This window comes from Nonomuraea sp. PA05, from assembly GCF_008086045.1.
Taxonomy (GTDB): Bacteria; Actinomycetota; Actinomycetes; order Streptosporangiales; family Streptosporangiaceae; genus Nonomuraea; species Nonomuraea monospora.
In genome coordinates this window covers 1-25,024 of the sequence record NZ_VSEY01000086.1, presented here as the reverse complement: position 1 = coordinate 25,024, position 25,024 = coordinate 1, and the positions used below count along the sequence as shown (strand labels likewise).

Genomic DNA, 25,024 nt, shown 5'->3' with positions numbered 1-25,024 from the left:
CCATTCAGCTCAATCGGGCAGAAGGGCCCCGCGCCGTGCCCGCCGCGTGGCGGTCAGCCCTCCGATCAGGCCGCTCACCACGCAGACCAGTACCAGTCCGGCGTATTGCGGCAAAGAGTAGGCGAACCATGGCACGCCGGTCGCTGCCTTGCCTAGCGCGGTGAGGCAGGCGACCGCGATGCCCGTCCCCAGCAGCGTTCCAGCGGCCGTCACGATCAACGTCTCCCAGATCACCGCCCTGGTGAGCTGCCGCGGTTTGGTCCCCACCGTGCGCAGCAACCGGATTTCCTCGGCCCGCTCGGTCATCGTCATCGCGGTCGCGTTCAGCACCGCGATCACGGTGTAGACCACGCCCGACCCCACCAGCATCGGTGCCGCCCACGCCGACGCCCCCGTACGGACCACGCCCGCCGCCGCGTCCGAGGTCGCCACGGCGAACAGGAAGGTGCACGCGAGCGCCACGGTCAGCATTACGGGGGAAGCGGCCGACATCGCCCGGCGTGGCTGGGTGATCAACGAAGCCCTGGCCAGCATCCCGGCGCCCGGGTCGAGTCGGGCCAGCACGGCTCCCAGCAGCCACCCGATACCGGCCAGCGCGACGGGTCCGAGCGCGGACGCGCCCACGGAGAGCGCCATAGCCGCCCCCAAGCCGGTCGGAAATGCGGCCACCGGTTTGACCTGAGGCACGAGATACGCCAGGGCGCTGCCCCCGCACAGCATCAACACCCCGATGACAGCCCTGGGCCAGGGCAGTAGCCGCCGCTGCGCCGCGCTCTCCCGCAGTACCTCCAAAGGCCCCACGCGCACAGCCTTGCGCGCCGCGATCCGGGCCGCCAGCAGCGTCACGGCCAGCCCGACCACCAGCGCCACGATGAACGGTCCCGGCGTCACTCCCACCGGAACGCCCGCGGGCGCCAGCCCGGTCATCCGCATGACCTCCGCCATCTTCACGGCATACGGCACGGCCAGCACGCAGCCCGCCACGCTCGCCAGCACGGCCAGTACCAGCGCCTCCGCCGTGACCAGCCGCCGCACCTGCCGCGGAGTCATGCCGACCGACCGCAGCAGCCCCCACGTCCTGCGCTGCCGCAGCACGTGCTGGCCCAGCATGCCGGCGACCACGAAGATCGACACGAAGCCCGACACCGCGGCCGACAGCACCAGCAACCCCATGACGCCGTTCAACTCGTCGCGCGCTCCGGCGCCGGCGACCAGCATGCCGCTGCCACCCACCAGCGTCACGGCCAAGAGCACCGCCGCGAACGACGCGGCGAAGCCCGGCCGATTGGTCCGGACGTTGTTCCAGGCCAGGACGAGTGTCACCGGCGGCCGCCCAGCCGCATGCCGATCTGGTCGACCGAGGGCCTGTCCAGGACGTCGACGATCTGCCCGTCGGTCAGGAACAGCACGCTGTCGGCCTGGGCCGCCGCCTGCGGATCGTGCGTGACCATGACCACCGTCTGGCCGAACGCGTCGACCGCTTCCCGCAGCAGTGCCAGCACCTCGTGTCCGGTGCTGCGGTCCAGCGCCCCCGTCGGCTCGTCGGCGAACAGCACCTCCGGCCTGCCGAGCAGGGCGCGGGCGATCGCCACCCGTTGCTGCTGGCCACCGGACAACTGCGCCGGGCGATGCCTCTCCCGCCCTGCCAGGCCGACCTGGTGCAGCAACTCGCGCACGCGGGACGCATCGGGCCGCCGCCTGGCCAGCCTGCTGGGCAGGATCACGTTCTGCCAGGCGGTCAGCGACGGCACCAGGTTGAACGCCTGGAAGATGATGCCGACCTGGTCGCGGCGCAGCACCGCCAGTTCCTTCTCCCCCAAGCGGGTGATGTCCTGCCCGGCGATGCGCACCGCGCCCGAATCCGGCCGGTCCAGCCCCGAGGCACACTGCAGCAGAGTGCTCTTGCCCGACCCCGACGGGCCCATCACGGCGGTGAAACTGCCGCGTGGGAAGGCAACGCTGACTTGCCGGAGCGCGGCCACCTCGGTTGCACCCCTTCCATATGTCCTGGTCACTTCCTCAAGGAGAACCGCGTGATCAATCATGATCAGCAGCGTGCCGGAACGCGCGCACCCTAACCATCCGGTATCTCCCCGAACGATCCCTGAGCCTGGCCGCATGTCTCCAGGGAGTCCGGGCACCGCGACAATCGAGGTGAACAGGCCGGTATGTGCCGGATGTGCAAGGCAGCTGGGGCCCGAATCGGGACACCGGCGACCTCGGCCACCTCGACAAGTTCCGCCAGGACGTGGCCTACCTCAGTTCTGCCTGGATCGGAACCTGCAAGTCCGTCCGGGCCAACACCGAGGGCCTCAACGGCAGACTCAAGGGACACACTCTTGATCTCGGTGACCCCAAAACCCGGCTCGCCCACGGCCGCGTCGCCCAGACGATCCTGGTCGCCTTGCTCGTCGCGGCCACCAACGACCACTTCCTCGATCAATGGCGCCACATCCACGAGCCCCACGACGAGCCCGTCACACTCACCTACACGCCGCAGACTCCAGCCGGGACCTTCGACGGCACACCACCCGCAGGCCAGAGCAGGCCACCACCCGCCCCATAAGCCGCAAACCCCACCACCCCGTCGCAGCGCCTCGCTCACCGTCGGCTTCGCCATACCCAACGGCCAGATCTCGCTCCGCCACCAGCGGCCTGACACCACCCGGGCCTTCCGGGCACCCGCTCCGCGGTCCCCAAACCAGGACGAACCCGATTCGGAAGCTCCTGAATCGACGAGATCCCGTCAACTTCAGTCCGGCCGTTTCAAGAACGGCCCTGGGTGGGGTGTTCACGAGTCTGGTCGACCTGGGTTTCCGGACGACCATAAAGATCGCTTCCCGGCCGGCGGGTGATCGCTTCCCAGGTTTCAAGCGGGAATGATCGTGCCGAAATGCCAACCCGGGGACGCGCCATCGGTGTGGCCGTAAGGGATGACCGCCATCCGTGACGCGTCGGTAACCGGGTGTCCGGGTGGAAGCGATTCGCCTGCCAGTGCCAAAAACGGAAGCGAGCCGGCCATCCAATCGATGTGCACCGCTCCGCTGTCCCCGAGTTGCAGATGCGGTGTGAGATCAATGTTGGCCACTAGTTCGCCTTGCTCGAACATCGCCACTTCTACCGATCCGCAGTCGCCGTCTCCGTCCGGGAGGACTGCTTTGAGGCGAGCAGCGAGATGATGATCGCAGGCCCAGCGCAGGACATCGAGATCACCGGTGACGACGGTGTCCGTCACGACGTCACCGTGCAGGGGATCGGCACTGTATGCGATCTCCAGCAGGTACCAGCTGTACCTGCCATGGGTGGGCCGGTCGCGATCCCTTCCTCCAGGCGTCTCTTCGGGCCAGCGGATCTCGGTGCGCAATGCCTGAAATCGCCTCGACCATTCCACGGCCTCTGGATGCTGCTGCCATCGCAGGGCGGTGGCGAGTAACCCCACGGCGAGAGAATCGCCCGGATCGATCGAGACTGCCTGCCGTGCTGCTGTGACCATCTCCTCCAGCAGCCGACGTCCTTCAAGGTCGGAGTCCGGCAGCGGAGGCTGGTGGATCGAGTGCTCGATGAGGTGGGAAGTCCAGTCCGCCTCACGGACCGCCAGCAAGCCGACTGCGGCCGACGCATTCGTCGGATCAGCCCGCAACACGTGTTCCAGTAGCCGTACGGCCTCGTTGTGTCGCGCTTGGATTGCCGTCGCCCAGATCTCCTCGGGTTCCTCCTCTTCGTCGCCGACCTCGTCGACCCAGTCGCCGTCGTATGGGTCACAGGCTCGCATTTCGCGCAGTTGCCAGAGCAACAGCGCAGCCAGCAGTGTCGCGGTGCCGCCATCGTCGGGGTCCAGTTCCCGCGCCTGTCGGAGAAGGGACTCGGCCGGTGATCGCTGTGCGGAACGGGGGTCATCGAAGAGGTCGATGGTGTTCCACTCGGGGGCGAAGCTGTGTAGCCATCCCAGTTGCGCGGCAGCTGTCGCATGACCGGCCTCGGCGGCCATACGCAGCAGCGTGCAATGTTCGTCGATGCGTCCTTCGCGCTTGAGATGTTCAGCCCTGTTCATGATGGTTCGGACGTTCTGATCCTGTGGCATGCCAGGATAGTAGTGATCGACTTCGGAGCAAGTGACGAGAACGACCTCGTCGCTGACCCCATCAGTCACCTCGGCGAAGATCACCGGTTCATCGACTGCAACAGGCGTCTTCCGCTGATGTGCGCTCGCCTTCCAGCCGGACGTCCGGCTTCAGGATTGGAACTGGCCCCGGTATGATCACTAGCTACCGGCCGCAGCAGGCCCCGCCGAAATGGGAACAGATCGCCGGGCACGTCCGGATGCTGGTCGCCGCCAGCGCCGACCGTTCCCCCTACCGGGTCGAGCGGCTGCTCACCGCGACCACCCGGCTGGCCGTGTGGTGTCACCGCTCCGGCCTGCCGGATGACCCGGAAGTGTGGCTGCGGCACGAGACGATCGACGCCTTCGTCCTGACCGGCTGCACCGACCTGGCCCCGAGCTCGGCGCAGACCTACCGGTCCTGGCTGCGGCACATGCGCGCCACGCTGGCCTGGCTGAAACGCGGCGAACAAGCGCCGCCGCCGATGAAAGCCCCCAAGACGGTCAGCCCGCCCTACTCGCCAGCCCAGCTCGGCCCCCTTCGCGGCTGGGCCGAACGCCTGCCCGGCCAGGCCAGAGGCGACGCTCCGGCGTTGATGGCGCTCGCCTTCGGCTGCGGTCTGACCTCCGGAGAAGTGGCCGCCGTCCGGACCGGGCATCTGCGCCGCCTGGACTGCGCGCGATCGTGGCCCGCGTCCCTGGCACAGACCGGTTGATCGTCTGCCGCGCCGCCTGGGAAGACGTCCTGGCCCACGCCGCCGAACAGCCGGGCGACGCCTTCATCTTCCGGCCCCGGCGCACCGCCCGGCACGCCAAGAACCTGTTCAGCTCCTGGACCGCCCGCCACACCCCGACCGGCGGCCTGCCCGCGCTGTCGGTACGCCGGCTGCGCTCCTCCTGGCTCGTCGAACTGCTGAGCGCCCGCATCGACCTGGGAGTCGTGGCCGCCGCGGCCGGAATGAGCACCTCCGCGCTGGCCCGCTACCAACATTTCGTCCCCGCCCTGGACGAACCCACCGCGGTCGCGCTGCTGCGCGGCCGCGCCTTGTGAGTACGGCGAAGCCACGCGCCTGGCCGCCGCGCACCACCCGAGCCCGAGCCACCCGGCCTCGGCCTCCTGCCAAGCAGACGGCGCAGGTCCCTGATGCCGTCATCAGCCACTACGCCCGGCTGCTGGAAGACTCCGGCATCATGGCGTTGATCGACGCCGAGCTCGGCCCACGCCCCGGCCCGGCAGGAGTGCCCATCCGGGCGGTGCTCGTCTGTCTGATGGTCTCGATCCACCACAGCGGCAAGGCCACCCTGGCCGAAGCCTGGCGGCTGGCCGCCTTCTGCCTGTCTACGACCGCCCGTGAGCATTTGGGACTGGACCCCGACCTGCCACACCCCGACGACCCGCACGCCTGCCTGGCCGACAACCGGCGTTTCTACCGCGCCTTCGACCGGCTCACCAGCCTGCTGGACCCGGCCCGCCACGACCGCCGCAGGCGCCTGCCCCAGCACGAGGCCGAGCTGCTCGCCACCGCCTGGCAAGACGAGAACCCGGACCACACCCGCAAGCGTGACCTGCTGCAAGGCATCGTCACTGCGCTCGTGCTCACCCCGGTCCGCTGGAGCAAAGGCCGCGGCTACCTGGCAGGATTTGGCGGCGACGTCGGCATCGACACCACCGCCGCCCCGGTCTTCGCCCGCCCACCCCGCGCCCGCCGCTCCACCGGCGAACTGATCGCCTCCACCGAGATCACCGCAAGCTGGCATCACTCGGCCGGGAACGACCCACCCGAGTACGGCTATTCGGCTACGCTCACCGTCGCCGCCCGCACCCGCTCGGCACACGGGTCCTTCCCGCAGCTGGCGCTCGGCCTGGTCCTCGACACCCCGCACAAACGCATCGGCGCCAACGCCATCACCACCCTGCGCCCAACTGGCCGGGCTCGGCCTGCCCGCCGCCTGCGCCGTCGTCGACCGCGCCTACACCGACCAGCAACCCGCCCACTTCGCCCAGCCCGCACGCGAACTCGGCTACCGACTCGCACTCGATTACAAAGTGGATCAGCGGGGAGTGCAGGGCAGCGCCCACGGCGCGCTGCTCATCGACGGCTCCCTGGCCTGCCCACTGATGCCCGACCGGCTCGCCACCGCTACCACCGGCCTGGACGACGCCGCCATCCGCACACCATCGGAAGAACTCACCGCGTTGATCACCGCGCGAGAGCCGTACTTGCTGCGCCTCAAACAGAGCGCGAACGCAGACGGCGCCATCCGCTTGCAATGCCCGGCAGCGGGCACCTCCCCTTCGGTTACCTGCCCCCGCTTCGACCGCCTCCACCAGTGCGGGCCCAGCCGACCCACCGCGGTCAACCTGACAGACGCTCGGCAGCGAGCCGCCCACCCTGCGGCCAAACCCCGCGTCTTGCCTCCGACCCCTGACCGCAAGAGCGGTGAACTGCCAAAGATCTGCCACCAGCACACCATCACCCTGCACCCCGGCGACCTCGGCCATCTCGACAAGTTTCGCCAGGATCTGCCCTACCTCAGCACTTCGTGGCGGGGGACGTACTCCGCGGTCAGGGCCATGACGGAGGGGTTGAACGGCCGTCTCAAGGGCCACGACCTCGACCTGAGTGATCCGAAGAACCGGCTCGCCCACGGCCGCGTCGCCCAGACGATCCTGGTCGCGTTGCTCGTCACCGTCGCCAACGACCATTTCCTTGACGCCTGGCGCCACGCCCATCAGCCCCCCGACGAGCTCGACACATCCGCCGACGTCCTCGAGCTCCCAGCAGAGCACATCGACCGCACGCCGCTCACGGGCCGGAGCCGGCCGCCACCGGCCCCATAATCCGCAGTTCAGATTGCCTTGTCGCAGCACCCAACCCGGAGCCGGCATCGCCATGCCCAGCGACGCGAACGTGGATCTCGACCAGCGGCCTGACATCACCTGGGCCTTCCCAGACACCCGCTCCGCGGCTCCCAAACCAGGACGAACCTGATTCGGAAACCCCTGAAACGACAAGATCCCGCCTGATCTCGATGATCAGACGGGATCCCGTCAACTTCAGTCCGGCCGTTTCAAGAACGGCCCTGGGTGGAGATGAGGGGATTCGAACCCCTGACCCCTTCGATGCGAACGAAGTGCGCTACCGGACTGCGCTACATCCCCAAGGACTCGACCAGATTAGCAAACTTCCAGAGGTCCTCGCGCCACCCAACTCAGTCCCCCACCGCCCGCTTGGGCGGTTCCGCGTACTGATCGAACAGAACATCCGCATGCAACGTCGTCAGATCAATGACCTCAGCCTCCGCCTCAGCGGCGGCCCGCCGCTGCTCACGCTGCCGCCGCAGGCGCTCAGCGCGCGTCTGGAGGACGCGTGCGCGCCGTTCGCCGTCCACCTGTACGGCGATGCGCAGAAACGCCATGTAGGCCAGCGTGATGACCACGGACGGCGCCACGCCCCACCACGGGATCACCTTCACGGCGGCGGTGACGACGGAGGCGATCACCAGGAGGGCGGTGAAGAAGAGCAGGCGCCGGCGGCGGGCGACGATGATGGCGCGGCGCCGGAGGCGGAACTGGCGGACGTCGACCTTCTCGATCTCCACCGGCGGCGTCTCGTCGTCCTCGTCGGAGTCGGGCGGGGCCAGGTTGTCGAGATCGGGGAGCTGGTGCTCGCCGGTGTAATACTCTTCGAGCTCGGCCAGCTCAGCGAGGTTCTGCTTGTCCTTGCGCAGCCACATCGGGATGAGGACGCAAAGCCACATCACGACGATTGCGAGGTAGAGGAGGACGCTGCTCACGACCACCTCCGGGCAGCGTGAAGACGCGGATGTGCTCGTCGCGCCTTCAATATGCTCACGTCACGCACCGTAAGACCGCGTGTCACTGATTGACGAGCATTCGGTGCGGTGTGTCGCGAGATCGTCAAACCTCTTCGACGGGGGAACCCCCGTGAGCGGCTGACTCACGCGCGCGACGCCACTGCACGAGCAGCCCGCCGGGAACGTCCTCAACGGTCAGCGCGTAGCAAATGTGATCGCGCCAGGCTCCGTCGATGTGAAGTTGGCGACGCCGAATGCCTTCTTCCCTGAACCCCAGCTTCTCAACCACTCTACGGCTGGCTTGGTTCTCGGGGCGGATGTTCGCTTCCAGCCGATGCAAACCAGTGGTGAAAAAGCAGTGGTCAACGGCCATGGCGAGCGCGGTGGGGGTGATCCCTTTGCCCGCCAGTGCCCCATCGACCCAGTAGCCGACCTGAGCAGAACGGGCGGAGCCCCACACAATGGCGCCCACGGTCAGCTGTCCCGCGAACCGCCCGTCGTACGTCACCACCCACGGCAGCGCCAGCCCCTGCCTCGCCTCGCGGCGCAGGGTGCCGACCATCGAGATGTACGGCCCGAGCCCCGTCCTGAACAGCGGCGTCTCAGGATTGCTCGGCTCCCACGGACGTAGCCAGTCGGCGTTGCGCAGCCGAGTCTCGCGCCACACGCGTACGTCGCTCAGCCGCAGCGGCCGGAGGCCTACCGGACCTTCGTTCAGGGTCACCGGCCAGCCACGAAGTCGATCCACATCTCTCATCATCCCCCTATCGGGCGCGATGTCGCCACGGATCAACGCGGCGCGATCGGATTCGCCGTCAGCGCGGGTGATCGCCTCCCTTGATCTGATCAACCGCATGGCGCAGAATCGGAGCCAGTACGGCGACGCCATCCCGTACGCCACCGGAGGAGCCGGGCAAATTAACGATCAAGGTGTTGCCTGCCTGCCCGGCCAGTCCGCGCGACAGTACGGAAGTCGGCACCTTTTCCCGATTCGCCAAGCGGATGGCCTCCGCAATACCGGGAATTTCCCGGGAAATTACCCGGGACGTCATCTCCGGCGTCAAATCCATGGGCGTCAGCCCGGTCCCGCCAGTGGTGACGATGACGTCGTAGTCGTCCGCGATCCCGTCACGCAGCGCACTTTCGACCGGCTCGCCGTCGGGCACCACCACAGGGCCGTCGACGACCTCGCAGCCGGCGTCCCCTCGGAGGAGATCGGCGAGCAGTGGCCCCGATTTATCCTCATAAATCCCCGCCGACGCCCGGTTCGACACCGTGATCACCAACGCCCGCACCGCACCCGCCTCTCACTCGGCCCTGAAGGATCTCACGCCTGATCCCGCGTCCACCGCCCCGTCTTCCCGCCCAGCTTCTCCTCCACCCGCACATCAGTGATCACCGCACCCGGATCAACCGCCTTGACCATGTCGATCAAGGCCAGAGCCGCCACCGACACCGCGGTCAGCGCCTCCATCTCCACCCCGGTGCGATCCGCCGTCTTGACCCTGCACGTGATCCCCACGCCCCAGTCCTCGACGTCGAGCGTCACCTTCACCCCGTGCAACGCGATGGGATGGCACAGCGGAATCAGGTCGGGCGTACGTTTCGCCCCCATGATCCCCGCGATCCGCGCCACCCCCAGCGCGTCGCCCTTGGGCACCTCCCCCGACCGCAGCAGCGCCACGGTCTCGCCCGACAGCAGCACCCGCCCCGTGGCCGTGGCGCTGCGGGCCGACACGTCCTTGGCGGACACGTCGACCATGCGCGCCGCCCCGGTCTCGTCGATGTGCGTCAGCTCACTCAAAGCCGCACCACCTCCACAGCAGCCCCGGCCTCCATCTCGGTCACGTCCTCGGGCACCACGATGAGCGCGTTCGCCGAGGCCAGCGCGGCGAGCTGGTGTGATCCCTGCCCGTGCGCGGGTGAGACCGTGCCGTCGGCCGCCAGCACGCCGCGCAGGTACGACCGCCGCCCGAACGGCGACCGCAACGGCCCGGTGGTCCGCGCGGTGACCGTCTCCGGCATGCCTCCCGGCAGGCCGCGCATCTTGTCCAGCGCGGGCCGTACGAACAGCATGAACGACACGAAGGACGACACCGGATTGCCGGGAAGCGCGAAGATCGGCACCTGATCGTCGCCCAGGACGCCGAACCCCTGCGGCATCCCCGGCTGCATCGCCACCTTCTCGAAGCGGACCGTGCCCAGCGGCGACAGCGCCTCCTTGACCGGCTCGTACGCCCCCATCGACACCCCGCCGCTGGTGATGATCGCGTCGGCGCGCACCAGGTGCGTGTCCAGCCGATCGAGCAGTACGCCCGGATCGTCCCCGACGGAGCCGGCGCGGAAGCCCTCGGCTCCCACCTCCCGGACGGCCGCCGTGAGCGTGTAGCTGTTGGAGTCCCAGATCTGGCCGGGCTGGAGCGGGCCGCCGGGCTCGACCAGCTCGGCGCCGGTGGAGATCACCACGACCCTGGGCCGCGGCCGCGCCCAGACGCGCCGCCTGCCCACTCCCGCGATGATCCCGAGCTGCGCGGGCCCGATCAGGGTGCCGGCCTTGAGCACGACCTCCCCGGTCTGCACGTCCTCCCCGGCCCGCCGGACCGCGTTGCCGGGCTCGGCGCGGCGATCGATGCGTACGGAGACGGTGCCGCCGTCGGTCCACTCCACCGGCACCACCGCGTCAGCCCCGGCAGGCAGCGGAGCGCCCGTCATGATGCGTACGGCATGCCCGGGCCCCACGGCCCGCAGCTCCACCGACCCGGCCGCCACGTCGTCGATCACCGGCAATGTGACCGGAATCTCCGACAGATCCTCGGCTCGGACCGCGTACCCGTCCATGGCCGAGTTGTCGAACGGCGGCAGCGGCACCGGCGAGGACACGTCCTCGGCCAGCGTCGCCCCCAGAGTCTGCTCCAGCTCCAGCTCAAGAGGGGCCAGCGGACGAACAGTGGCCAGAATGTCGGCCAGATGCGCGTCAACTGATTTCATCAAGGAACTCCCGCAGCCACGGCACGAACTCCGGCGCCAGATCCGGCCGATCCGCCGCGAACTTCACCACAGTCCGCAGATAGTCCAGTTTGTCGCCCGTGTCGTAGCGCCGCCCCCTGAACAGGACGCCGTGCACGGGGCCGCCCTCCTCGGAGCCGCGCGAGGCGAGCGTCCGCAGCGCGTCCGTGAGCTGGATCTCACCGCCACGCCCCGGCGGGGTGTTCTCCAGCACCTCGAACACCGCCGGATCGATCACATAACGCCCGATGATCGCCCAGTTGGACGGCGCCTCGTCGGCCGGTGGCTTCTCCACCAGGTCCGTGACGCGCACGACGTCCTCCTCGGCGGTCGCCTCGATGGTCGCCACGCCGTACAGCGAGACCTGCTCCCTGGGCACCTCCATCAGCGCGATCACGCTTCCCCCGAACGTGTCGCGCACCTCGATCATGCGGCGCAGCAGGTGGTCGCGTTGGTCGATGAGGTCGTCACCGAGCAGACAGGCGAACGGATGGTCACCGACGTGCTGCTTGGCGCAGAGCACCGCGTGTCCGAGCCCCTTCGGCTCGCCCTGGCGTACGTAATGCAGGGTCGCCAGGGAAGCGGGCTCGCGGACCTGGGACAGCCGGTGCTCGTCGCCCTTGGCCTCAAGGGCCTCCTCCAGCTCGAACGCGCGGTCGAAATGGTCCTCGATCGAGCGTTTGTTCTTGCCGGTGACCATGAGGACGTCAAGGAGCCCAGCGGAGGCGGCCTCCTCGACGACATACTGGATCGCGGGCTTGTCGACGATGGGCAACATCTCCTTGGGTGTCGCCTTGGTCGCCGGAAGGAACCGGGTGCCCAGACCCGCGGCGGGCACGACGGCTTTCGTCACAGGGTCGAAGTCAGCCATGAGTAGACCCTAGTGGAGGGACCTGTGGACAAGCTGAACCTGCGCCGCGAGCTGATCGCGGCGCGCACCTCCCTCTCCCCCGGACAACTGCGTGCAAACGCCATCAAGGTCCGTGAAACCCTGCTCGAACAGCCCTGGGTCCAGATGGCCGGTCTGGTGGCCTGCTACTGGTCAACGGGGTCGGAGCCGGAGACGCACGGGCTCGTGTTCGCTCTCTGGAAACATGGGGCCACAGTTATCCTGCCGGTGCTCCGTGAGGACAATGACCTGGATTGGGCGGTGTACGACGGGCCTGACACGCTGGCTCCCGGCCGCTTCGGGATCATGGAGCCGGTCGACACCCGCCGCGGCGTGGACGCCGTACGCACGGCCGCCCTCGTGATCGCGCCCGCGCTGGCGGTCGACCGGTGCACGGGGATCCGCCTGGGACGCGGCGGCGGTTCGTACGATCGAGCCCTGGCCCGCGTCGGCCCGAACGTCCCCACCGTGGCGTTGCTGCACGACGGCGAACTGATCGACGAGGTCCCGGCTGAGCCGCACGACCGCCGCGTCCGCTATGCGATGACGCCTTCCGGACTCACTAGGCTTATGTGAACACAGGGACGGGAGAGGAGCCAGATGACGCTTGATCTCTGGCTCCTCATCGGTGCCGCGACCGTCATCGCGGCCATCGCGTCCGTACGTCTCGCGCATCGCACCGGTCTGCCCAGTCTTCTCATCTTTCTCGGCTTCGGTCTGGCCCTGGGGCCTTCGGGGTTCGGGATCCCGTTCGAGAGCCCGCAGCTCGCCCAGCAGATCGGCCTGTCGGCGCTCGCGGTGATCCTCGCCGAGGGCGGCCTGACCACGAACTGGTCCCATGTGCGGCGATCCGTCCCGATGGCCCTGGTGATGGCCACCGTGGGCGTGACGGTCAGCATCGTCGTGGTCGCGCTGCTCGTCCAGGGGCTGCTCGGCATCGACGGCACCACGGCGCTGATCCTCGGCGCGGTGCTCGCCTCCACCGACGCCGCGGCCGTCTTCTCCGTGCTGCGCAGGCTGCCGCTGCCGCCGCGGCTGGCGGGCGTGCTGGAGGCGGAGTCCGGCTTCAACGACGCGCCCACGGTCATCGCCGTGGTGCTGCTCAGCGGCACGTCCCACTCCCAGGCGACGCTCGGAACGTTCCTTCTCGAGACGTCCGTCGAGCTGATCATCGGCGCGGCCGTCGGCCTCGCCGTCGGCCCCACCGGCGCGTACGCCCTGCGCCGCGTCGCCCTGCCCGCCTCGGGCCTGTACCCGATCGCCGTGCTGGCGCTCACCTTCGTCTCGTACGGCGGCGCCGTCCTGCTGCACGGCTCCGGCTTCCTGGCCGTCTACCTGACGGCGCTCATCCTGGGCAACTCCCGCCTGCCACACCGGGCCGCCACCAGAGGTTTCGCGGAAGGCGCCGCGTGGCTGGCGCAGATCGGCCTGTTCGTCATGCTCGGCATGCTGGCCGACGTGCAGGAGATGCCGTCGGCCATCGTCCCCGGCCTGATCACCGGCACCATCCTGGTCCTGCTGGCCCGCCCGCTCTCCGTCGTGGTCAGCTCGGGGCTGGCCTGGCTCCTGCGGCTGGGCTGGGTGAACTGGCGCGACCAGGCCTTCCTGTCGTGGGCCGGGCTGCGCGGCGCGATCCCGATCGTGCTGGCCACCATCCCCTGGGCGGCCGGCGTCGAGGGCTCCAAGGACCTCTTCAACCAGGTCTTCGTGATCGTCATCGTGTTCACCCTGCTCCAGGGGCCGACGCTGCCGTTCGCGGCACGCGTACTCGGGGTGTCCGCCCCGGGCGAGGCCCACGACCTCGCCGTGGAATCGGCCCCCCTGGAGGAGCTCAAGGCCGACCTCCTGCAGGTCAAGGTGCCGACCGGCTCCCGGCTGCACGGCGTGGAGATCTTCGAGCTCCGCCTGCCCGCCGGCGCCCAGGTCACGCTCGTCGTCCGCGACGGCAAATCCTTCGTCCCCGCCACCACCACCCGCATCCGCGCGGACGACCAGCTCCTCGTGGTCACCACCGCTTCCTGCCGTGATCAGGTCGAACGCCGCCTGCGCGCCGTCAGCCGCAGCGGCAAGCTGGCCGGATGGTACGGAGAGCGGGGGTTGGAATAGGTGTTTGGCCCTATCGGTTACCATTAGCAGTCGCATCGCTCGAGTGCTAGAGCTTGTTTAAGGAGGAGCGCGTGCCGACGTACCAGTACGCCTGCAACGACTGCGGTGAGCAGCTCGAGGTCGTCCAGAAGTTCACCGACGATGCGTTGACGGTCTGCCCCAATTGCCAGGGCAACCTGCGGAAGGTCTTCTCCGCGGTCGGCATCGTGTTCAAGGGCTCTGGCTTCTACAAGACCGACAACCGTTCGTCCTCGTCGTCTTCCTCTTCTTCTTCGTCCTCTGCGAAGTCTGGGGAGAGCAAGTCGTCGGACTCGGGTTCGTCCAGTTCGAACTCGTCCAGTTCGAACTCGTCCAGTTCGAGCTCGTCCAGCTCGGCTTCTACGCCTGCGCCTGCTGCCGCGTCCAACTGAGAACCCGCACGGCTTCCGATGCTGAGTGGAGCCGTGCGCCGATGGCGCGCCGCTGCTCGGTGCGGTGCCGTCCGTGGCGCATGTCCATAGCCCAGGGTCGGCCCGCGTTGGCACAGTCCCGCGCTGAGCAGCCCTGACGCCCGCTCAGCCGACCCCGGCATGGCCTCACGCCGCCCATGCGTACGCCACGCACGCCCAACGGCCATGCAGTGGCACACTGCACGTCGCACATCCGCGGGCCGTGCCCTCGCACGCCACCCGCCTCGCGTTCGCATGCCACAAGCCCGACGACCGCGCACCCGCCCGGCCCCGCACCCCACCCCGCGCCACCTTACGCCCGCACGACTGCACACTCCCACGCCGACGAGTTCCAGAGCCGTGCAGTAGCCCCCTCATGTCCGAGCGCCAGCCCGCTGACAGGCTCATACATGCTCATCTACCGGGGCATATGATCGGCGGCATGGCTCTACGACCGGTTCAGGTGAATATCAAGGCCCAGGACGACGCGGCGCTCGGCCGCTTCTGGGCGGAGGCTCTCAACTGGCGCACCTCCAGCGAAGCCCCCGGTGTGACCAACCTCGAACCTGAGGGCTTCTCCTGGCCGGACCCCAACGCGTTCTACATCGACCTCGTCACCGTCCCGGACCCCGAAACGGTGAAGTACCGCGTGCACTTCGACCTCGCCACCACCTCCCTCGCCCACCAGGCGGAGCTGGTCACGCGGCTGAAGGATCTCGGCGCGACGCCCGCCGACATAGGCCAGGGCGACGTCCCGTGGACGGTTCTGGCCGACCCCGAGGGCAACCTGTTCTGCGTGCTGGAGCCCCGGGAGCTCTACCGAGACACCGGGCCGATCGCCGTAGTAGTGGTCGACTGCGCCGACCCGCACACCATGGCCCGGTTCTGGGACGAGGCCCTGGACTGGACCCTGCACGAGGTCACCGACAATCACGCGCGCCTGCGCTCCGCCAAGGACTCCGGCCCCTACCTGGAGTTCCTCCGCACACCGCCCGGCGGACAACCCGTGGCGAACCACATCCATCTCGACCTGCTGCCCGACCCCATCGACGGCCAGCAGGCGGAGGTGGCCCGGCTACTGACTCTGGGCGCCACCACCGCCGACGTGGGCCAGGGCGATGTCTCGTGGAAGGTCCTGGCGGACCCGGAGGGCAACGAGTTCTGCGTCCTCGGCCGCGGCTGACGGACACAACCGGCTCCTCGGACGTCGCCGACATCTCCCGCACAGCGACATCGCCGGCACCGGCGGGGCCGCCGTCCGACTTGCGCAGCAGTCCTCTGTTGATCTGCGCCCGGCGGCGGCCATCCACGCCCCCAATGCACGCGCAACGCTTATGCCTGCGCGCCTGCCCCCATGCGCGGCACTCACGCCTGCATATCCGCCTCCATGAACGCCTGCTTGCTCAGTCCCGTGAACGCGGCCCCCAGGCCCGCATGGCCCCATGAACGCGACACCACGCCTGCATGCTCAGCCCCATGAACGTAGCCCAGGTCTATCCACAGCCCTCCCCGCCCCTCGCCGAGTTATCCACAGAACGCCGTTCGCCTTCCCCCGACCCACCACCGCTCCGGCTACTCTCTGCGCCATGGTCACTCGCGCAGATATCGGCGTAATCGGCGGTTCAGGCTTTTACTCCCTGCTCGACGACGCGGAGGAGGTAGAGCTCGCCACCCCCTACGGCCCTCCGAGCGATGTAGTCACCGTCGGGCGCATCGGCTCCCGTTCCGTGGCGTTCATCCCGCGGCACGGGCGAGATCACCGCTTCCCGCCACACCGCATCCCCTATCGCGCCAACCTCTGGGCACTGCGTTCGCTCGGCGTCCGCCAGGTGCTCGCGCCCAGCGCCGTAGGTTCGCTGAGAGCCGAGTACGGGCCCGGCGCCATCGTCGTCCCCGACCAGCTCGTGGACCGCACTTCTGGACGTCCCCAGACCTATTACGACATCGACGGCGCCGTCCACGTCTCGTTCGCCGACCCGTACTGCCCGTCGGGCCGCGCCACGGCCGTGGCGACGGCTCGCGCGGGCGACTGGGCCACGGTCGACGGCGGCACCTTGGTGGTCATCGAGGGCCCGCGCTTCTCGACCCGTGCGGAGTCGCAGTGGTTCGCGAGCAACGGCTGGTCGATCGTGGGCATGACCGGCTTCCCCGAGGCGATCCTGGCCCGCGAGCTCGCGCTCTGCTACACGTCCGTCTCCCTCGTGACCGACCACGACGCCGGGGTGGAGGCCGGCCAGGGCGTGACCCACGACGAGGTCCTCGAGTTCTTCGCCCAGAACGTCACCCGCATGCGCACCCTGATCTCCGAAACCGTGCAATCCCTCCCGGAGGAACGCACCTGCCCCTGCGGCTCGGCCCTGGACGGCATCAAGCTCCCCTTCGAGCTACCGTGATCCAGTCCTGGCTGTCGCGCCACGGCCGTCGCCGCCGCCTCATCGCGGCGGCGCTCGCCGCCGTCTCGATCGTCGCGGCCTTCATCGCCACCCGCCCCGCCGGCTCCGCCCCCACGGTCCTGGTGGCCGCCCGCGACCTCTCCCCCGGCCCGCTCAACCCGGCCGACTTCCACCCCGCCGCCCTCACCCCGCCACCCGCAGGAGCAGTACGAACGATCCCCGCAGGCCAGACCCTGGCCACTCCCATGCGCAGAGGCGAGCCCCTCACCGACGCCCGCCTCCTCGCCGCCTACCGCCTCCCGCCGGGCCTGGTGGCCACACCGGTACGCATAGCCGACGCCGCGGCCGCTGCCCTGATCTCCCCCGGCTCGACGATCACCCTCCTGGCCGCCTACGACGAGGCCACCCCAGCCCGCCAGCTGGCCCAGGACACCACGGTCCTATCAATCCCGAAGCGACCTCCTGCCTCGGACACCAGCAGATCCGACGGCACCCTGATCGTCCTCGCCACAACCCCCACCCAAGCCGCCGACCTCGCGACCGCCCAGGCCCACGCCCGAATCTCCCTCACCATCAAACCTAACTCTGGGTAATCGTTCAGATACGATTCACTCCCATGAACGGATTCAAGAAGTTCCTCATGCAGGGGAACGTCATCGACCTGGCCGTGGCCGTGGTCATCGGGGCGGCCTTCAACTCGATCGTCCAGTCGTTCGTGGCCGACCTGCTCACGCCACTGATCTCCGCGTTCGGCGGCCTGCCCGACTTCTCCTCACTCAAGGTGACAGTCGGTCAGTCCAACTTCATGTACGGCAACCTCATCAACGCGCTCATCTCGTTCCTGCTGATCGCCGGGGTGGTGTACTTCCTGGTCGTGAAGCCGTACACGCACATCAAGGAGCGCGCCGCCGCCAAGGTCGAGTCGAAGACCCGCGACTGCCCCGAATGCCTGTCGGAAATCCCCAAGCCCGCCTCCCGCTGCGCCTTCTGCAGCGCGGAAGTGGCTCCGGTCTGATCGAAGGGAGAAGATCTCAGAGCAGCGTATCGATCTTGGGATCGTACTCCCAGTGCCACGGCTCGAACGGGCTGCTGTAGGCCCAGGAGGGGTGGAACCACCCGTACCTCTTGGAGTTCTTCTCCATCCAGACGAACTCCGCGGACCCGGACCTTTCCACCCCACCGCACAGGTCCACAGCCAGCCCGAGCCCGTGGTTGCTCCGCCCCGGCACCGCCGCGAACCCCGGCCGCCGGTAGTAGACCGACTGCTGCTCGGCCAAGCTCCGGTACGCGTCCGTCACGCACATGGACTTCCCGAACCGCTGCCGATAAGCCTCATTCAGACTGACGAACGCGATGGTCGCATCGGCCCGCAGACTGAACCCCTTCTGCTGCAACGGACACAGCATGGCCTTCGGAATCAGCCCGTTCGGATACTGATCGGCCGTAGCGGCCCGAAGCGGATTGCACCCGAGCGCCGCCCGCCCCACCTTGTCAATCTTGATGCCCAGCTTCACCAGCGCCGCCGTCAGAGACTTCACGATCTTGTCAGACCGCTGCCGCAACGTGTCCACCTCAGCAGCCAGCTGCGCCTCAGCCAGCAGATTCCCGGCCCGCAACTCCTGCGCCTCACCGGCCAGCCGCTCGGTCTCCTTGTACAGCGCACTCGTCTGCTCGACGGCCTGCTGCCGTACGGCCACGATCTGATTGGCGTCCATCAGCGCGCGCAGCGTCTTCTCATCGGCGCTCCCCGACAGGAACGGCACGATCCCCCCGGCCATGAGCGGCTGCTGATACAGCAACTCAGCCATCTGCGACACGGGCTGCCGCATCACAGCCAACCGCCGCTCAAGCTCCTGCAGCGCGGTCAGCTTGCTCTTGAGCTCCTTCTCGGACGCCGCGATCTCGGCCCGCCGCTTCTCCAACGCCTTGGTGGCGTCCTCAAGCTCCTTGGCCGACTTCTCAGCCTCTTTCCGCAACGCGGTCAGATCGGCTGGATCCTGTCGCACGACCTCCCGCCGAACCCGCTCCTCAGCCTGAGCCGACACACCACCCAAGGGCACGAGAAGAGAAGCCACCGCCATGACAACCGCGATCAGACCCGCTGATCGAGGGGCTGGCACGTTCGACTCCTCCGTTTGCAATCTCATGACCCTGGTCAGGCACGCACGTTACTACAGCCCCCCGAGTGCCCGGACCGAACTCCGAAGAGCTGTTATGAGACAAATAGCCCACTTTGCCCAGCGAGCCCCGCCCCGCACCCACCTGCCGACTTCCTACAGAGCAGCTCCACACCCCCTCATATAGATCACTACGCCGCTCCCCCACCCCCGGTTCAAATCCCCGGCAGCCAGCTATCACCAGCCCCCTCCCGCTCCCGATCCCTGCACAACTCCCACAACCAGGTATCCACCCACTCCCCCGGACACCCGCCCTGACTCCGCACAGGCGCCGGCGTAACAGGCTCCTCCTCCACAACCTCCGGAGCCCTCTCCCCGACCTCCACCCTCGGCACCCGCTCAGGCACCTCCCGCACCGGCGAAGGCATCGCCGCCGCATACCGCCGACTAGGCCGAGCAGGCGCCGGCACCAACACCGGCTCGAACGCCACCCTCACCACCCCGCCCGTTCCATCCCCAGCACTAGCGGTAGCGGTCCCCTGCTCAAACCCACGCATCTCCCCCGCCAGCAACCCTCCCGCAAGAATCGCCGGCGCCAGCAACGCCCCAAACAGCACCACGGGCCGCCGACGGGCCTGCACGCATCGCCTCCTGGTCACAGCGTCAGACGGTAGCCGTGCCCGATGCGCAAGAATCTGATCACTTGTCATGCCTTTACCGCAGCTCAGAGCAGCCATAACCAACGTTGCGAAAGTGGGGGTGGGGGTGCGTCACACGCAGTGCCAAAGTTTCGCTAGGCTTACGGGAGTCCGCCTCCGTAGCTCAGGGGATAGAGCACCGCTCTCCTAAAGCGGGTGCCGCAGGTTCGAATCCTGCCGGGGGCACACATCTCGACCAGGAAATTTGGTCTCTGACCTGCGGTTTCTCTGCCGCAGGTCTTTTGCTTATCAGACCCTGGTTAGGTAGCCGAGAGCACCCGTATGCAGCCGTAGGACCTTGATCACGGGATATATACGGGATGATCTTGATTGCGTTTTCCCAGCTCAGGGAAACAGTTCGGCTTCCTGACGGCGAGCGAGGAGACTGCGACAAAGACGGAAGGCGAGACAACCCACATGGTCGCACAGAAGGCAGGGCTGAAGGAGGGCTGAGCCCCGCAGCCCGGCGTGGACCTATGGAGTACAAGATCCAACTGCGGCAGGATGAGGACCATGGTCGCGTACTGGTGGTCGCAGCGGTCCGATGAGAACTTGTTCATGGAGATCACGCGACGAGACGACATCGGCAGCGACGTGAAAGCGCCCATTGCCGCTCGGGGCGGTGTGAGCACCCCCGGCTACGCACTGGTCAGTGCCGTCCAGGCCAACAACCTTGTCATCCACTACGACAGCGCCGCAGAGCAGATTGTCGGCGTCAGCCGCGCGACAGGCGAGCGGTACAACGAGCCGATCTGGTGGGTTGCACGCGGCTCCTACGCGAGACAAGCCGGCGCCAAGCCTGAGTGGCTCCCCGGCCTCGTCGTTGCGCTCGCGGACTATCGCCCCCTGGCCGAACCGTTGCCCTTAGCGATACTCCGGCAACGCCGATTAGCCCTCTTTGCGGTCCGAGATGCCTTGCAGGCAGAGTTTCCACGACAGCGGCTCTACTTCCCGTGGATCCAGTATCAGGACTCTCTACGGACCTGGCAGACCTACCTCGCCAAGTGCCCGACCGCAGTGCTCGATGTGCTCCCAGAGGTGAAGGAAGCCGTGGAGGCACTCGTCGGCGACCGGCCCCCTACAGTTCTCACTCGGAGCGGCGTTGAGGAGGCCGAACGTGAGGTCGCCGCTGCCGCCGGTCGCCCGCGGAAGTCTCGCAAGGGCCAAGGCTTCGCCACCGACCAGCGGGTGAAGGTAGCGGTTGAGACGCACGCGATGAACGAGGCTCTCCTGCACTACAACAAGCTCGGCAAGGTCACAGACACCTCGCGCACCGAGAGCTTCGACTATGTGGTCGAGATCGACGGCCTCTCATGGCACGTCGAGGTGAAGGGGACGACCGGCGATCCGCAGGAAATTCTCCTTACGCCGAACGAAGTCCAGCACGCCAAGGAGTACCCGCACGTGGCCCTGTTCGTGCTGAGCAACATCGCCGTGAAGCGCGACGATCAGGGTGAAGTTTCTACGAGCGGGGGCACAACCTCGATATTTCACCCTTGGTCACTAGATCAAGCTCGGCTGTCACCCATCGGGTACAAGTACCAGCTGCCAGAGGACGGCCAGAAATCTGAGGCCTGATGGGCGAATCACGACGTGCGCCGCAGGCAGGTTCTATGCGCGGTAGCCGGCAATCGGCGGCGTCCAGACTGCCGGGAGGAGCTCTGTCGCCCTCCGGTACGCGCGCTTGAGAAACTCATGCCGCTCGGCCGCGGTGGCGCCGGTCTGGGCCATGAGTACTTCGCGCAGCGGATGACGTGATTCGATGAGGTCGTTGTTACGCACTTCGAGCCACGGCATCCACGTCTCGTGCGGAGCTCGGTCCCGCTTGGCGCTGTTGCAGAACCAGCAGGCCAAAACAAGATTCCAAATGGCATCTACATTGGGGCCATCCCACACGCGGGTGAGCAGCTTATAGGGCAGGACGTGCTCAACGATGGGTCCAGTGCCTACGGTCTGGGTCATGAGCTCGTTGCAGTAGGCGCAGCGACCATCCTGATATCCGCTGAGGGCGGGGACCACGCCGGTCACGTTTTGCCGGCGCTGCTTGGACTGGAGCACCAGGGCCTGCTGATCACGGTCATAGTCAAGCGACGGGCCCAAGACCCCATCGGAGATCCCGGTGGCCCACGCCGTCTCCACCAGTCGCCAGCGAGCGGCGGTCTCTGCGCCCAGGTCCTGGGCCTGTACCGATGCGGCGAGTTCGAGCAACTCGTCGCGTAGTACGAGGCCCGGAGCTGCGGAGTTCTTGCGCTCGTCCTCATAGAAGCTCAGTGGCGCCTGATCACCGCCCAGCTTGGGGAAGGCGTCGATGACGTTGCTGAAGCCAAGCTGGACCGTGCGCCGGTGCAAGGTGTCGCGGTCGAGTTCGCCGGTATTGAAGGCACGGCAGGCGTCCAGGAATCGGCTGCGGGCCGCGGTTCCCTGCCGGGGCTGACGCTGAAGGGCTTCACATAGGAGTGCCGCGTACGGCGGTGCCAGTTCTTCGAGCGTCACATGGTTGCGGCCGGTGGCGGCGACCTCCAGCAGGGCCGCGCCGAAGGCGAACTTGTAGGTGGCCGAGTTCGCGCCGTACAGCACGATGGCACGCCATACGCTTTCACCGGTGACCACACCGCGGCGGTAGTCCATGCGAGCAGTATCGGGTAAGGGGGCGACAGTTTTGGGCGCGGAACAGACGATCGTCTACGGCAAGCTGGTTCGTGATGAGATTCCACGGATCATCGAGGCCGCGGGCAAGACGCCCACGGTGCGTGTGCTGGGCGAGTCCGAAGTGATCCCCGCCTTGACGGCCAAGCTCGCCGAGGAGGCCGAGGAGTTGAGGCGTGCCGAAGCTAGTGATCTTCTGGAGGAGCTCGCCGACATCTACGAGGTTCTGGTGGCCCTGACTGCAACGCTCGGATACTCCGACGAGGAGGTCAAGGAGGCCGCCCAGCTCAAGCGAGCCAAGCGAGGCGGCTTCGGGCGCCGGCTCTGGCTGGACGAGGTGAGGTCACCTGAACAGTCATAGGAGCTTGGTAACGACCACGTTGGGGCTTCGAGCAAGGCGCCTGTACCTGATCAGACCCTGTGACGAACACGAGCAGTCGATCTAATCTGATCCAGTCGTCACAGTGGACCGCGAGCCGACCACAATGCGTTGGCACGTGTCCGGCTGTCCCGGTTCAGAGCGGAGGGCTGATCAAGGTGGCGGGTGGTCGTAGCGAGTGGGAACGACGTCAAGCAGCTCTTCGCCGCGAGGCCGAACGACAAGCTCGTGAAGCTGAGAAGTTCGCCAAAGAGCAGGAACGCGAGCGCCAGCGCCAACATCTGGAACGCCAGCAGTCCACGGCAGAGCGGAAGACGGCCGAGGTCGCCCAGCGCATCGAAGAACTGGATCGCGTCTTGCTCTCAGCGCTTCGAGTGCTGCCCCTCTCCTTTGACCAGATGCGAGTGGCCAGCTCCGTACGGCCATTCGAGCCAGAGCCACGCCTGACCGTCTCCGAGCCGGCCCCTAATTGGGCCGCGTACCAGCCTGCACCCCCATCCGGCTTCGGCAAGATCTTCAAGAGCAAGGACCGCTACGAGCGGGCCCTCGCCGAGGCTCGCGCACGTTACAACAGCGCGACCGACAGCTATCAGCAACGTGTGCAGCAGCGGATGAGCGAGCTGAATGCCGCTCGCAGCGCCTACGACCATCAAGTGGCCGAGGAACAGAAGAAAATCGCAGACGCCAACGCCCGGCTCAACCAGATCCGTACGGACTTCGATGCCGGTCGGCCAGAAGCGTTGGAATGGTTCGCGTCGAAGGTGTTGGAACGATCGATATACCCGAAGGGCTTCCCCAAGCTCTTCCAGGTGGCCTACCGCCCCGAGAACCACGACTTGGTCGTCGAATTCGAGCTCCCGCCGCAAGGCGTCGTGCCGGAGGTGCGCGCGTACAAGTACATCAAGAGCCGAGATGCCATCGACCCGGTCCCCCGGCCCCAGACGGAGGTGAAGCAGCGTTACGCCAAGCTTCTCGCCTGCGTCGCGCTCCGCGCCCTGCACGAGATCTTCACCTCTACGCCCCGCGAACTCGTCGAAGCGATCGTGTTCAACGGCCGCCTCAACACCATCGACCAGGCGACGGGCAAGAAGGTACGCCCTCACCTGCTGAGCGTGGAGGCCGAGCGGGCCGAATTCGAGGACCTCGTCCTCGCCGACGTCAATCCTGTGGCATGTCTGAAGCGGCTCAACGCCCTCGTGTCGCCGAACCCGTACGACCTCGAAGCCATCGAGCCGTTCATCACCTTCGACCTCAAGCGGTTCCGATTCTCCGAGGACATGGACGTCGTGTCGGGACTCGACTCGCGCCGCAACCTGCTCAAGCTCTCGCCCACCGAGTTCGAGCACCTCGTGCGGGAACTGTTCGTGGCGATGGGGGCCGAAGCATGGACGACCATCCCGTCCAAGGACGGCGGAGTCGACGCCGTGGCGACGAGCGACAACCTCTTCTTCGGAGGCGTCTGCCTCATCCAGGCGAAGCGGTGGTCAGGGCTCGTAGGTCTCGACGCCGTTCACGCACTTACGGGCGTGATGGCCGATCACAACGCGACCACGGGCGTCCTGGTCACCACTTCGTGGTTCGGCCGGGCGAGCGAGCAGTTCGCCCAGCGCAACAGGGTTACGCTCATCAACGGCGCAGAGCTCAAACACCTGATCAAAAAGCACCTGAACATCGACGTCATCCCAGGCACCACACCGCCGCGACAGGCCAAGGCCTCCAACAATAGACAGACTGGGCGACCCGGGCCTGTTATCTAGTGAAGCCGCGCCCCTCCATCGCGACTCGCTATGGGTGGGGCAAAGCGGATGTACGAGCCGAGGCTGCTCGGATAGTGTCCGGTCGTGCGCCTTGGTGCGACTTCGAGAATGTTTGCCGCGGCACTTGTCTGTTCCGCGGTCCTGACGGGTTGTTCTGGTGAGCCGGAACCACCGCCACAGGCGGAGGCTACCAAGAAGCTCGTTGCAGATGGAGATGCGGTCGCGACCTGGCTCGGACCGCGCGTTACAGGACTGACGAAAGAACGGGCAGACGGTCCAGACCGGAACTCATCTTGCGGACCCGACCAGCAGCGACGTTTCTACATTGCCAAAGGCGACTTCACGGATCCCTCCAAGGAGAACCCTCTCAGCCTGGTAGGGACGTTGAAAGGCGAACTCCTCAGCAGGGGCTACCACGACGAGGTGGTCGACAATCTCGACCTCTGGGAAGACGACACGAGCGTTGCCGTACTGGTCGACCCAGAAGCTCGATTGACCTTCATACTCTTCGCTCGTGCAGACTCCAAGCCTAACGTCACAATCGTCGGCAAGACCGAATGCTACCCTCGCGCCGGCTGACCCCAATCACACCGGACCGGTCACCTGCGCAGCTTCCTTCCGAAGCTGGTCGGCGCGGCGACGAAGGGCCTGGGCGGTTGCCTGGCACGAGCTTTCCAGATCACCCAT

General features: G+C 67.3%; 26 protein-coding genes, 2 tRNA genes and 1 pseudogene. 16 read left to right on the top strand and 13 right to left on the bottom strand.

Going from position 1 to position 25,024, the window contains the following annotated elements:
* Positions 1-9 precede the first annotated feature (9 nt).
* Together FXF51_RS59510 and FXF51_RS59505 are read right to left on the bottom strand one after the other, a co-directional pair.
* Positions 10-1,323, bottom strand: coding sequence for an ABC transporter permease (locus tag FXF51_RS59510; protein ID WP_148443707.1), 1,314 nt, complete (start codon positions 1,321-1,323; stop codon positions 10-12).
* Entirely contained in the window at positions 1,320-2,045 is a 726-nt protein-coding gene (locus tag FXF51_RS59505; RefSeq protein ID WP_148443706.1) for an ABC transporter ATP-binding protein, read from the bottom strand. Before FXF51_RS59505 ends, FXF51_RS59510 begins: the two co-directional genes overlap by 4 nt.
* A 125-nt stretch (positions 2,046-2,170) precedes the next feature.
* On the opposite strand from FXF51_RS59505, the gene FXF51_RS59500 reads away from it, so the two are divergent.
* Entirely contained in the window at positions 2,171-2,566 is a 396-nt protein-coding gene (locus FXF51_RS59500) for a hypothetical protein (RefSeq protein ID WP_148443705.1), read from the top strand.
* 303 nt (positions 2,567-2,869) lie between these two features.
* Here the strand turns inward: FXF51_RS59500 and FXF51_RS59495 are convergent, their stop codons facing one another.
* Positions 2,870-4,165 carry a hypothetical protein gene (locus FXF51_RS59495; protein ID WP_148443704.1) on the bottom strand — a complete coding sequence of 432 codons (1,296 nt, stop codon included), beginning with the start codon at positions 4,163-4,165 and terminating at the stop codon, positions 2,870-2,872.
* An 89-nt stretch (positions 4,166-4,254) separates the two neighbouring features.
* Here FXF51_RS59495 and FXF51_RS59490 point away from each other — a divergent pair, with 89 nt between their 5' ends.
* From FXF51_RS59490 to FXF51_RS59480, 3 genes are all read left to right on the top strand, one after another.
* The gene (locus tag FXF51_RS59490) at positions 4,255-4,815 is read left to right on the top strand and encodes a hypothetical protein (protein ID WP_148443703.1); all 561 of its coding nucleotides are present in this window, start codon (positions 4,255-4,257) and stop codon (positions 4,813-4,815) included.
* A complete protein-coding gene (locus FXF51_RS59485; protein WP_187415193.1) occupies positions 4,812-5,150 on the top strand; it encodes a hypothetical protein in 339 nt (112 codons plus the stop codon). The genes FXF51_RS59490 and FXF51_RS59485 overlap by 4 nt, the downstream gene beginning before the upstream one ends.
* Before the next feature lie 1,011 nt (positions 5,151-6,161).
* A complete protein-coding gene (locus FXF51_RS59480; RefSeq protein WP_148443701.1) occupies positions 6,162-6,941 on the top strand; it encodes a hypothetical protein in 780 nt (259 codons plus the stop codon).
* Between the two features lie 247 nt (positions 6,942-7,188).
* Here FXF51_RS59480 and FXF51_RS59475 read toward each other — a convergent pair.
* The 7 genes from FXF51_RS59475 to galU all read right to left on the bottom strand — a co-directional run bounded on the left by FXF51_RS59475 (position 7,189) and on the right by galU (position 11,795).
* Positions 7,189-7,262: transfer RNA gene (locus FXF51_RS59475), tRNA-Ala, on the bottom strand.
* A gap of 50 nt (positions 7,263-7,312) precedes the next feature.
* The gene (locus FXF51_RS59470; RefSeq protein WP_148443700.1) at positions 7,313-7,897 is read right to left on the bottom strand and encodes a hypothetical protein; all 585 of its coding nucleotides are present in this window, start codon (positions 7,895-7,897) and stop codon (positions 7,313-7,315) included.
* A 124-nt stretch (positions 7,898-8,021) separates the two neighbouring features.
* Entirely contained in the window at positions 8,022-8,675 is a 654-nt protein-coding gene (locus tag FXF51_RS59465; RefSeq protein ID WP_187415194.1) for a GNAT family N-acetyltransferase, read from the bottom strand.
* Between the two features lie 58 nt (positions 8,676-8,733).
* Positions 8,734-9,204, bottom strand: a complete 471-nt coding sequence (locus FXF51_RS59460; RefSeq protein ID WP_411268445.1) for a molybdenum cofactor biosynthesis protein B — start codon at positions 9,202-9,204, stop codon at positions 8,734-8,736.
* A gap of 41 nt (positions 9,205-9,245) precedes the next feature.
* The gene (moaC, locus tag FXF51_RS59455) at positions 9,246-9,722 is read right to left on the bottom strand and encodes a cyclic pyranopterin monophosphate synthase MoaC (protein WP_148443698.1); all 477 of its coding nucleotides are present in this window, start codon (positions 9,720-9,722) and stop codon (positions 9,246-9,248) included.
* The gene (gene glp, locus FXF51_RS59450) at positions 9,719-10,906 is read right to left on the bottom strand and encodes a gephyrin-like molybdotransferase Glp (RefSeq protein WP_148443697.1); all 1,188 of its coding nucleotides are present in this window, start codon (positions 10,904-10,906) and stop codon (positions 9,719-9,721) included. The genes moaC and glp overlap by 4 nt, the downstream gene beginning before the upstream one ends.
* Positions 10,893-11,795, bottom strand: coding sequence for a UTP--glucose-1-phosphate uridylyltransferase GalU (gene galU, locus FXF51_RS59445; protein WP_148443696.1), 903 nt, complete (start codon positions 11,793-11,795; stop codon positions 10,893-10,895). Before galU ends, glp begins: the two co-directional genes overlap by 14 nt.
* 24 nt (positions 11,796-11,819) lie before the next feature.
* Between galU and FXF51_RS59440 the strand changes: the two genes are divergently transcribed.
* The 3 genes and pseudogenes from FXF51_RS59440 to FXF51_RS64030 all read left to right on the top strand — a co-directional run.
* On the top strand, positions 11,820-12,389 hold the full coding sequence (locus tag FXF51_RS59440; protein ID WP_187415192.1) for a 5-formyltetrahydrofolate cyclo-ligase: 570 nt from the start codon (positions 11,820-11,822) through the stop codon (positions 12,387-12,389).
* A gap of 24 nt (positions 12,390-12,413) precedes the next feature.
* Positions 12,414-13,919 carry a potassium/proton antiporter gene (locus FXF51_RS59435; RefSeq protein WP_148443694.1) on the top strand — a complete coding sequence of 502 codons (1,506 nt, stop codon included), beginning with the start codon at positions 12,414-12,416 and terminating at the stop codon, positions 13,917-13,919.
* Between the two features lie 71 nt (positions 13,920-13,990).
* Positions 13,991-14,131 (top strand): annotated as a pseudogene (locus tag FXF51_RS64030) (FmdB family zinc ribbon protein); the annotation flags it as partial.
* Positions 14,132-14,145: 14 nt separating this feature from the next.
* Here FXF51_RS64030 and FXF51_RS64025 read toward each other — a convergent pair.
* Entirely contained in the window at positions 14,146-14,325 is a 180-nt protein-coding gene (locus tag FXF51_RS64025) for a hypothetical protein (RefSeq protein WP_411268446.1), read from the bottom strand.
* A gap of 464 nt (positions 14,326-14,789) precedes the next feature.
* On the opposite strand from FXF51_RS64025, the gene FXF51_RS59425 reads away from it, so the two are divergent.
* The 4 genes from FXF51_RS59425 to mscL all read left to right on the top strand — a co-directional run bounded on the left by FXF51_RS59425 (position 14,790) and on the right by mscL (position 17,755).
* Positions 14,790-15,530, top strand: coding sequence for a VOC family protein (locus FXF51_RS59425; RefSeq protein ID WP_148443692.1), 741 nt, complete (start codon positions 14,790-14,792; stop codon positions 15,528-15,530).
* Between the two features lie 403 nt (positions 15,531-15,933).
* Complete coding sequence (locus tag FXF51_RS59420) at positions 15,934-16,740, top strand: S-methyl-5'-thioadenosine phosphorylase (RefSeq protein ID WP_148443710.1); 807 nt, start codon at positions 15,934-15,936, stop codon at positions 16,738-16,740.
* A complete protein-coding gene (locus tag FXF51_RS59415) occupies positions 16,737-17,333 on the top strand; it encodes an RcpC/CpaB family pilus assembly protein (protein WP_262380657.1) in 597 nt (198 codons plus the stop codon). Before FXF51_RS59420 ends, FXF51_RS59415 begins: the two co-directional genes overlap by 4 nt.
* A 23-nt stretch (positions 17,334-17,356) precedes the next feature.
* Positions 17,357-17,755, top strand: coding sequence for a large conductance mechanosensitive channel protein MscL (gene mscL / locus FXF51_RS59410; protein ID WP_148443691.1), 399 nt, complete (start codon positions 17,357-17,359; stop codon positions 17,753-17,755).
* A 16-nt stretch (positions 17,756-17,771) separates the two neighbouring features.
* On the opposite strand, the gene FXF51_RS59405 is transcribed toward mscL, so the two are convergent.
* Positions 17,772-18,860 carry a D-alanyl-D-alanine carboxypeptidase family protein gene (locus FXF51_RS59405; RefSeq protein ID WP_262380656.1) on the bottom strand — a complete coding sequence of 363 codons (1,089 nt, stop codon included), beginning with the start codon at positions 18,858-18,860 and terminating at the stop codon, positions 17,772-17,774.
* Positions 18,861-19,668: 808 nt separating this feature from the next.
* Between FXF51_RS59405 and FXF51_RS59400 the strand changes: the two genes are divergently transcribed.
* Together FXF51_RS59400 and FXF51_RS59395 are read left to right on the top strand one after the other, a co-directional pair.
* Positions 19,669-19,741: transfer RNA gene (locus FXF51_RS59400), tRNA-Arg, on the top strand.
* A 327-nt stretch (positions 19,742-20,068) separates the two neighbouring features.
* Positions 20,069-21,133, top strand: coding sequence for a DUF3883 domain-containing protein (locus FXF51_RS59395; RefSeq protein ID WP_148443690.1), 1,065 nt, complete (start codon positions 20,069-20,071; stop codon positions 21,131-21,133).
* A 33-nt stretch (positions 21,134-21,166) separates the two neighbouring features.
* Here the strand turns inward: FXF51_RS59395 and FXF51_RS59390 are convergent, their stop codons facing one another.
* A complete protein-coding gene (locus tag FXF51_RS59390; protein ID WP_148443689.1) occupies positions 21,167-22,183 on the bottom strand; it encodes an HNH endonuclease signature motif containing protein in 1,017 nt (338 codons plus the stop codon).
* A gap of 31 nt (positions 22,184-22,214) precedes the next feature.
* On the opposite strand from FXF51_RS59390, the gene FXF51_RS59385 reads away from it, so the two are divergent.
* The 3 genes from FXF51_RS59385 to FXF51_RS59375 all read left to right on the top strand — a co-directional run bounded on the left by FXF51_RS59385 (position 22,215) and on the right by FXF51_RS59375 (position 24,916).
* Entirely contained in the window at positions 22,215-22,562 is a 348-nt protein-coding gene (locus FXF51_RS59385; protein WP_222871989.1) for a nucleoside triphosphate pyrophosphohydrolase, read from the top strand.
* A gap of 176 nt (positions 22,563-22,738) precedes the next feature.
* Complete coding sequence (locus tag FXF51_RS62320) at positions 22,739-24,337, top strand: restriction endonuclease (protein WP_222871988.1); 1,599 nt, start codon at positions 22,739-22,741, stop codon at positions 24,335-24,337.
* An 84-nt stretch (positions 24,338-24,421) separates the two neighbouring features.
* Positions 24,422-24,916, top strand: coding sequence for a hypothetical protein (locus tag FXF51_RS59375; RefSeq protein WP_148443687.1), 495 nt, complete (start codon positions 24,422-24,424; stop codon positions 24,914-24,916).
* Positions 24,917-25,024: the final 108 nt, after the last annotated feature.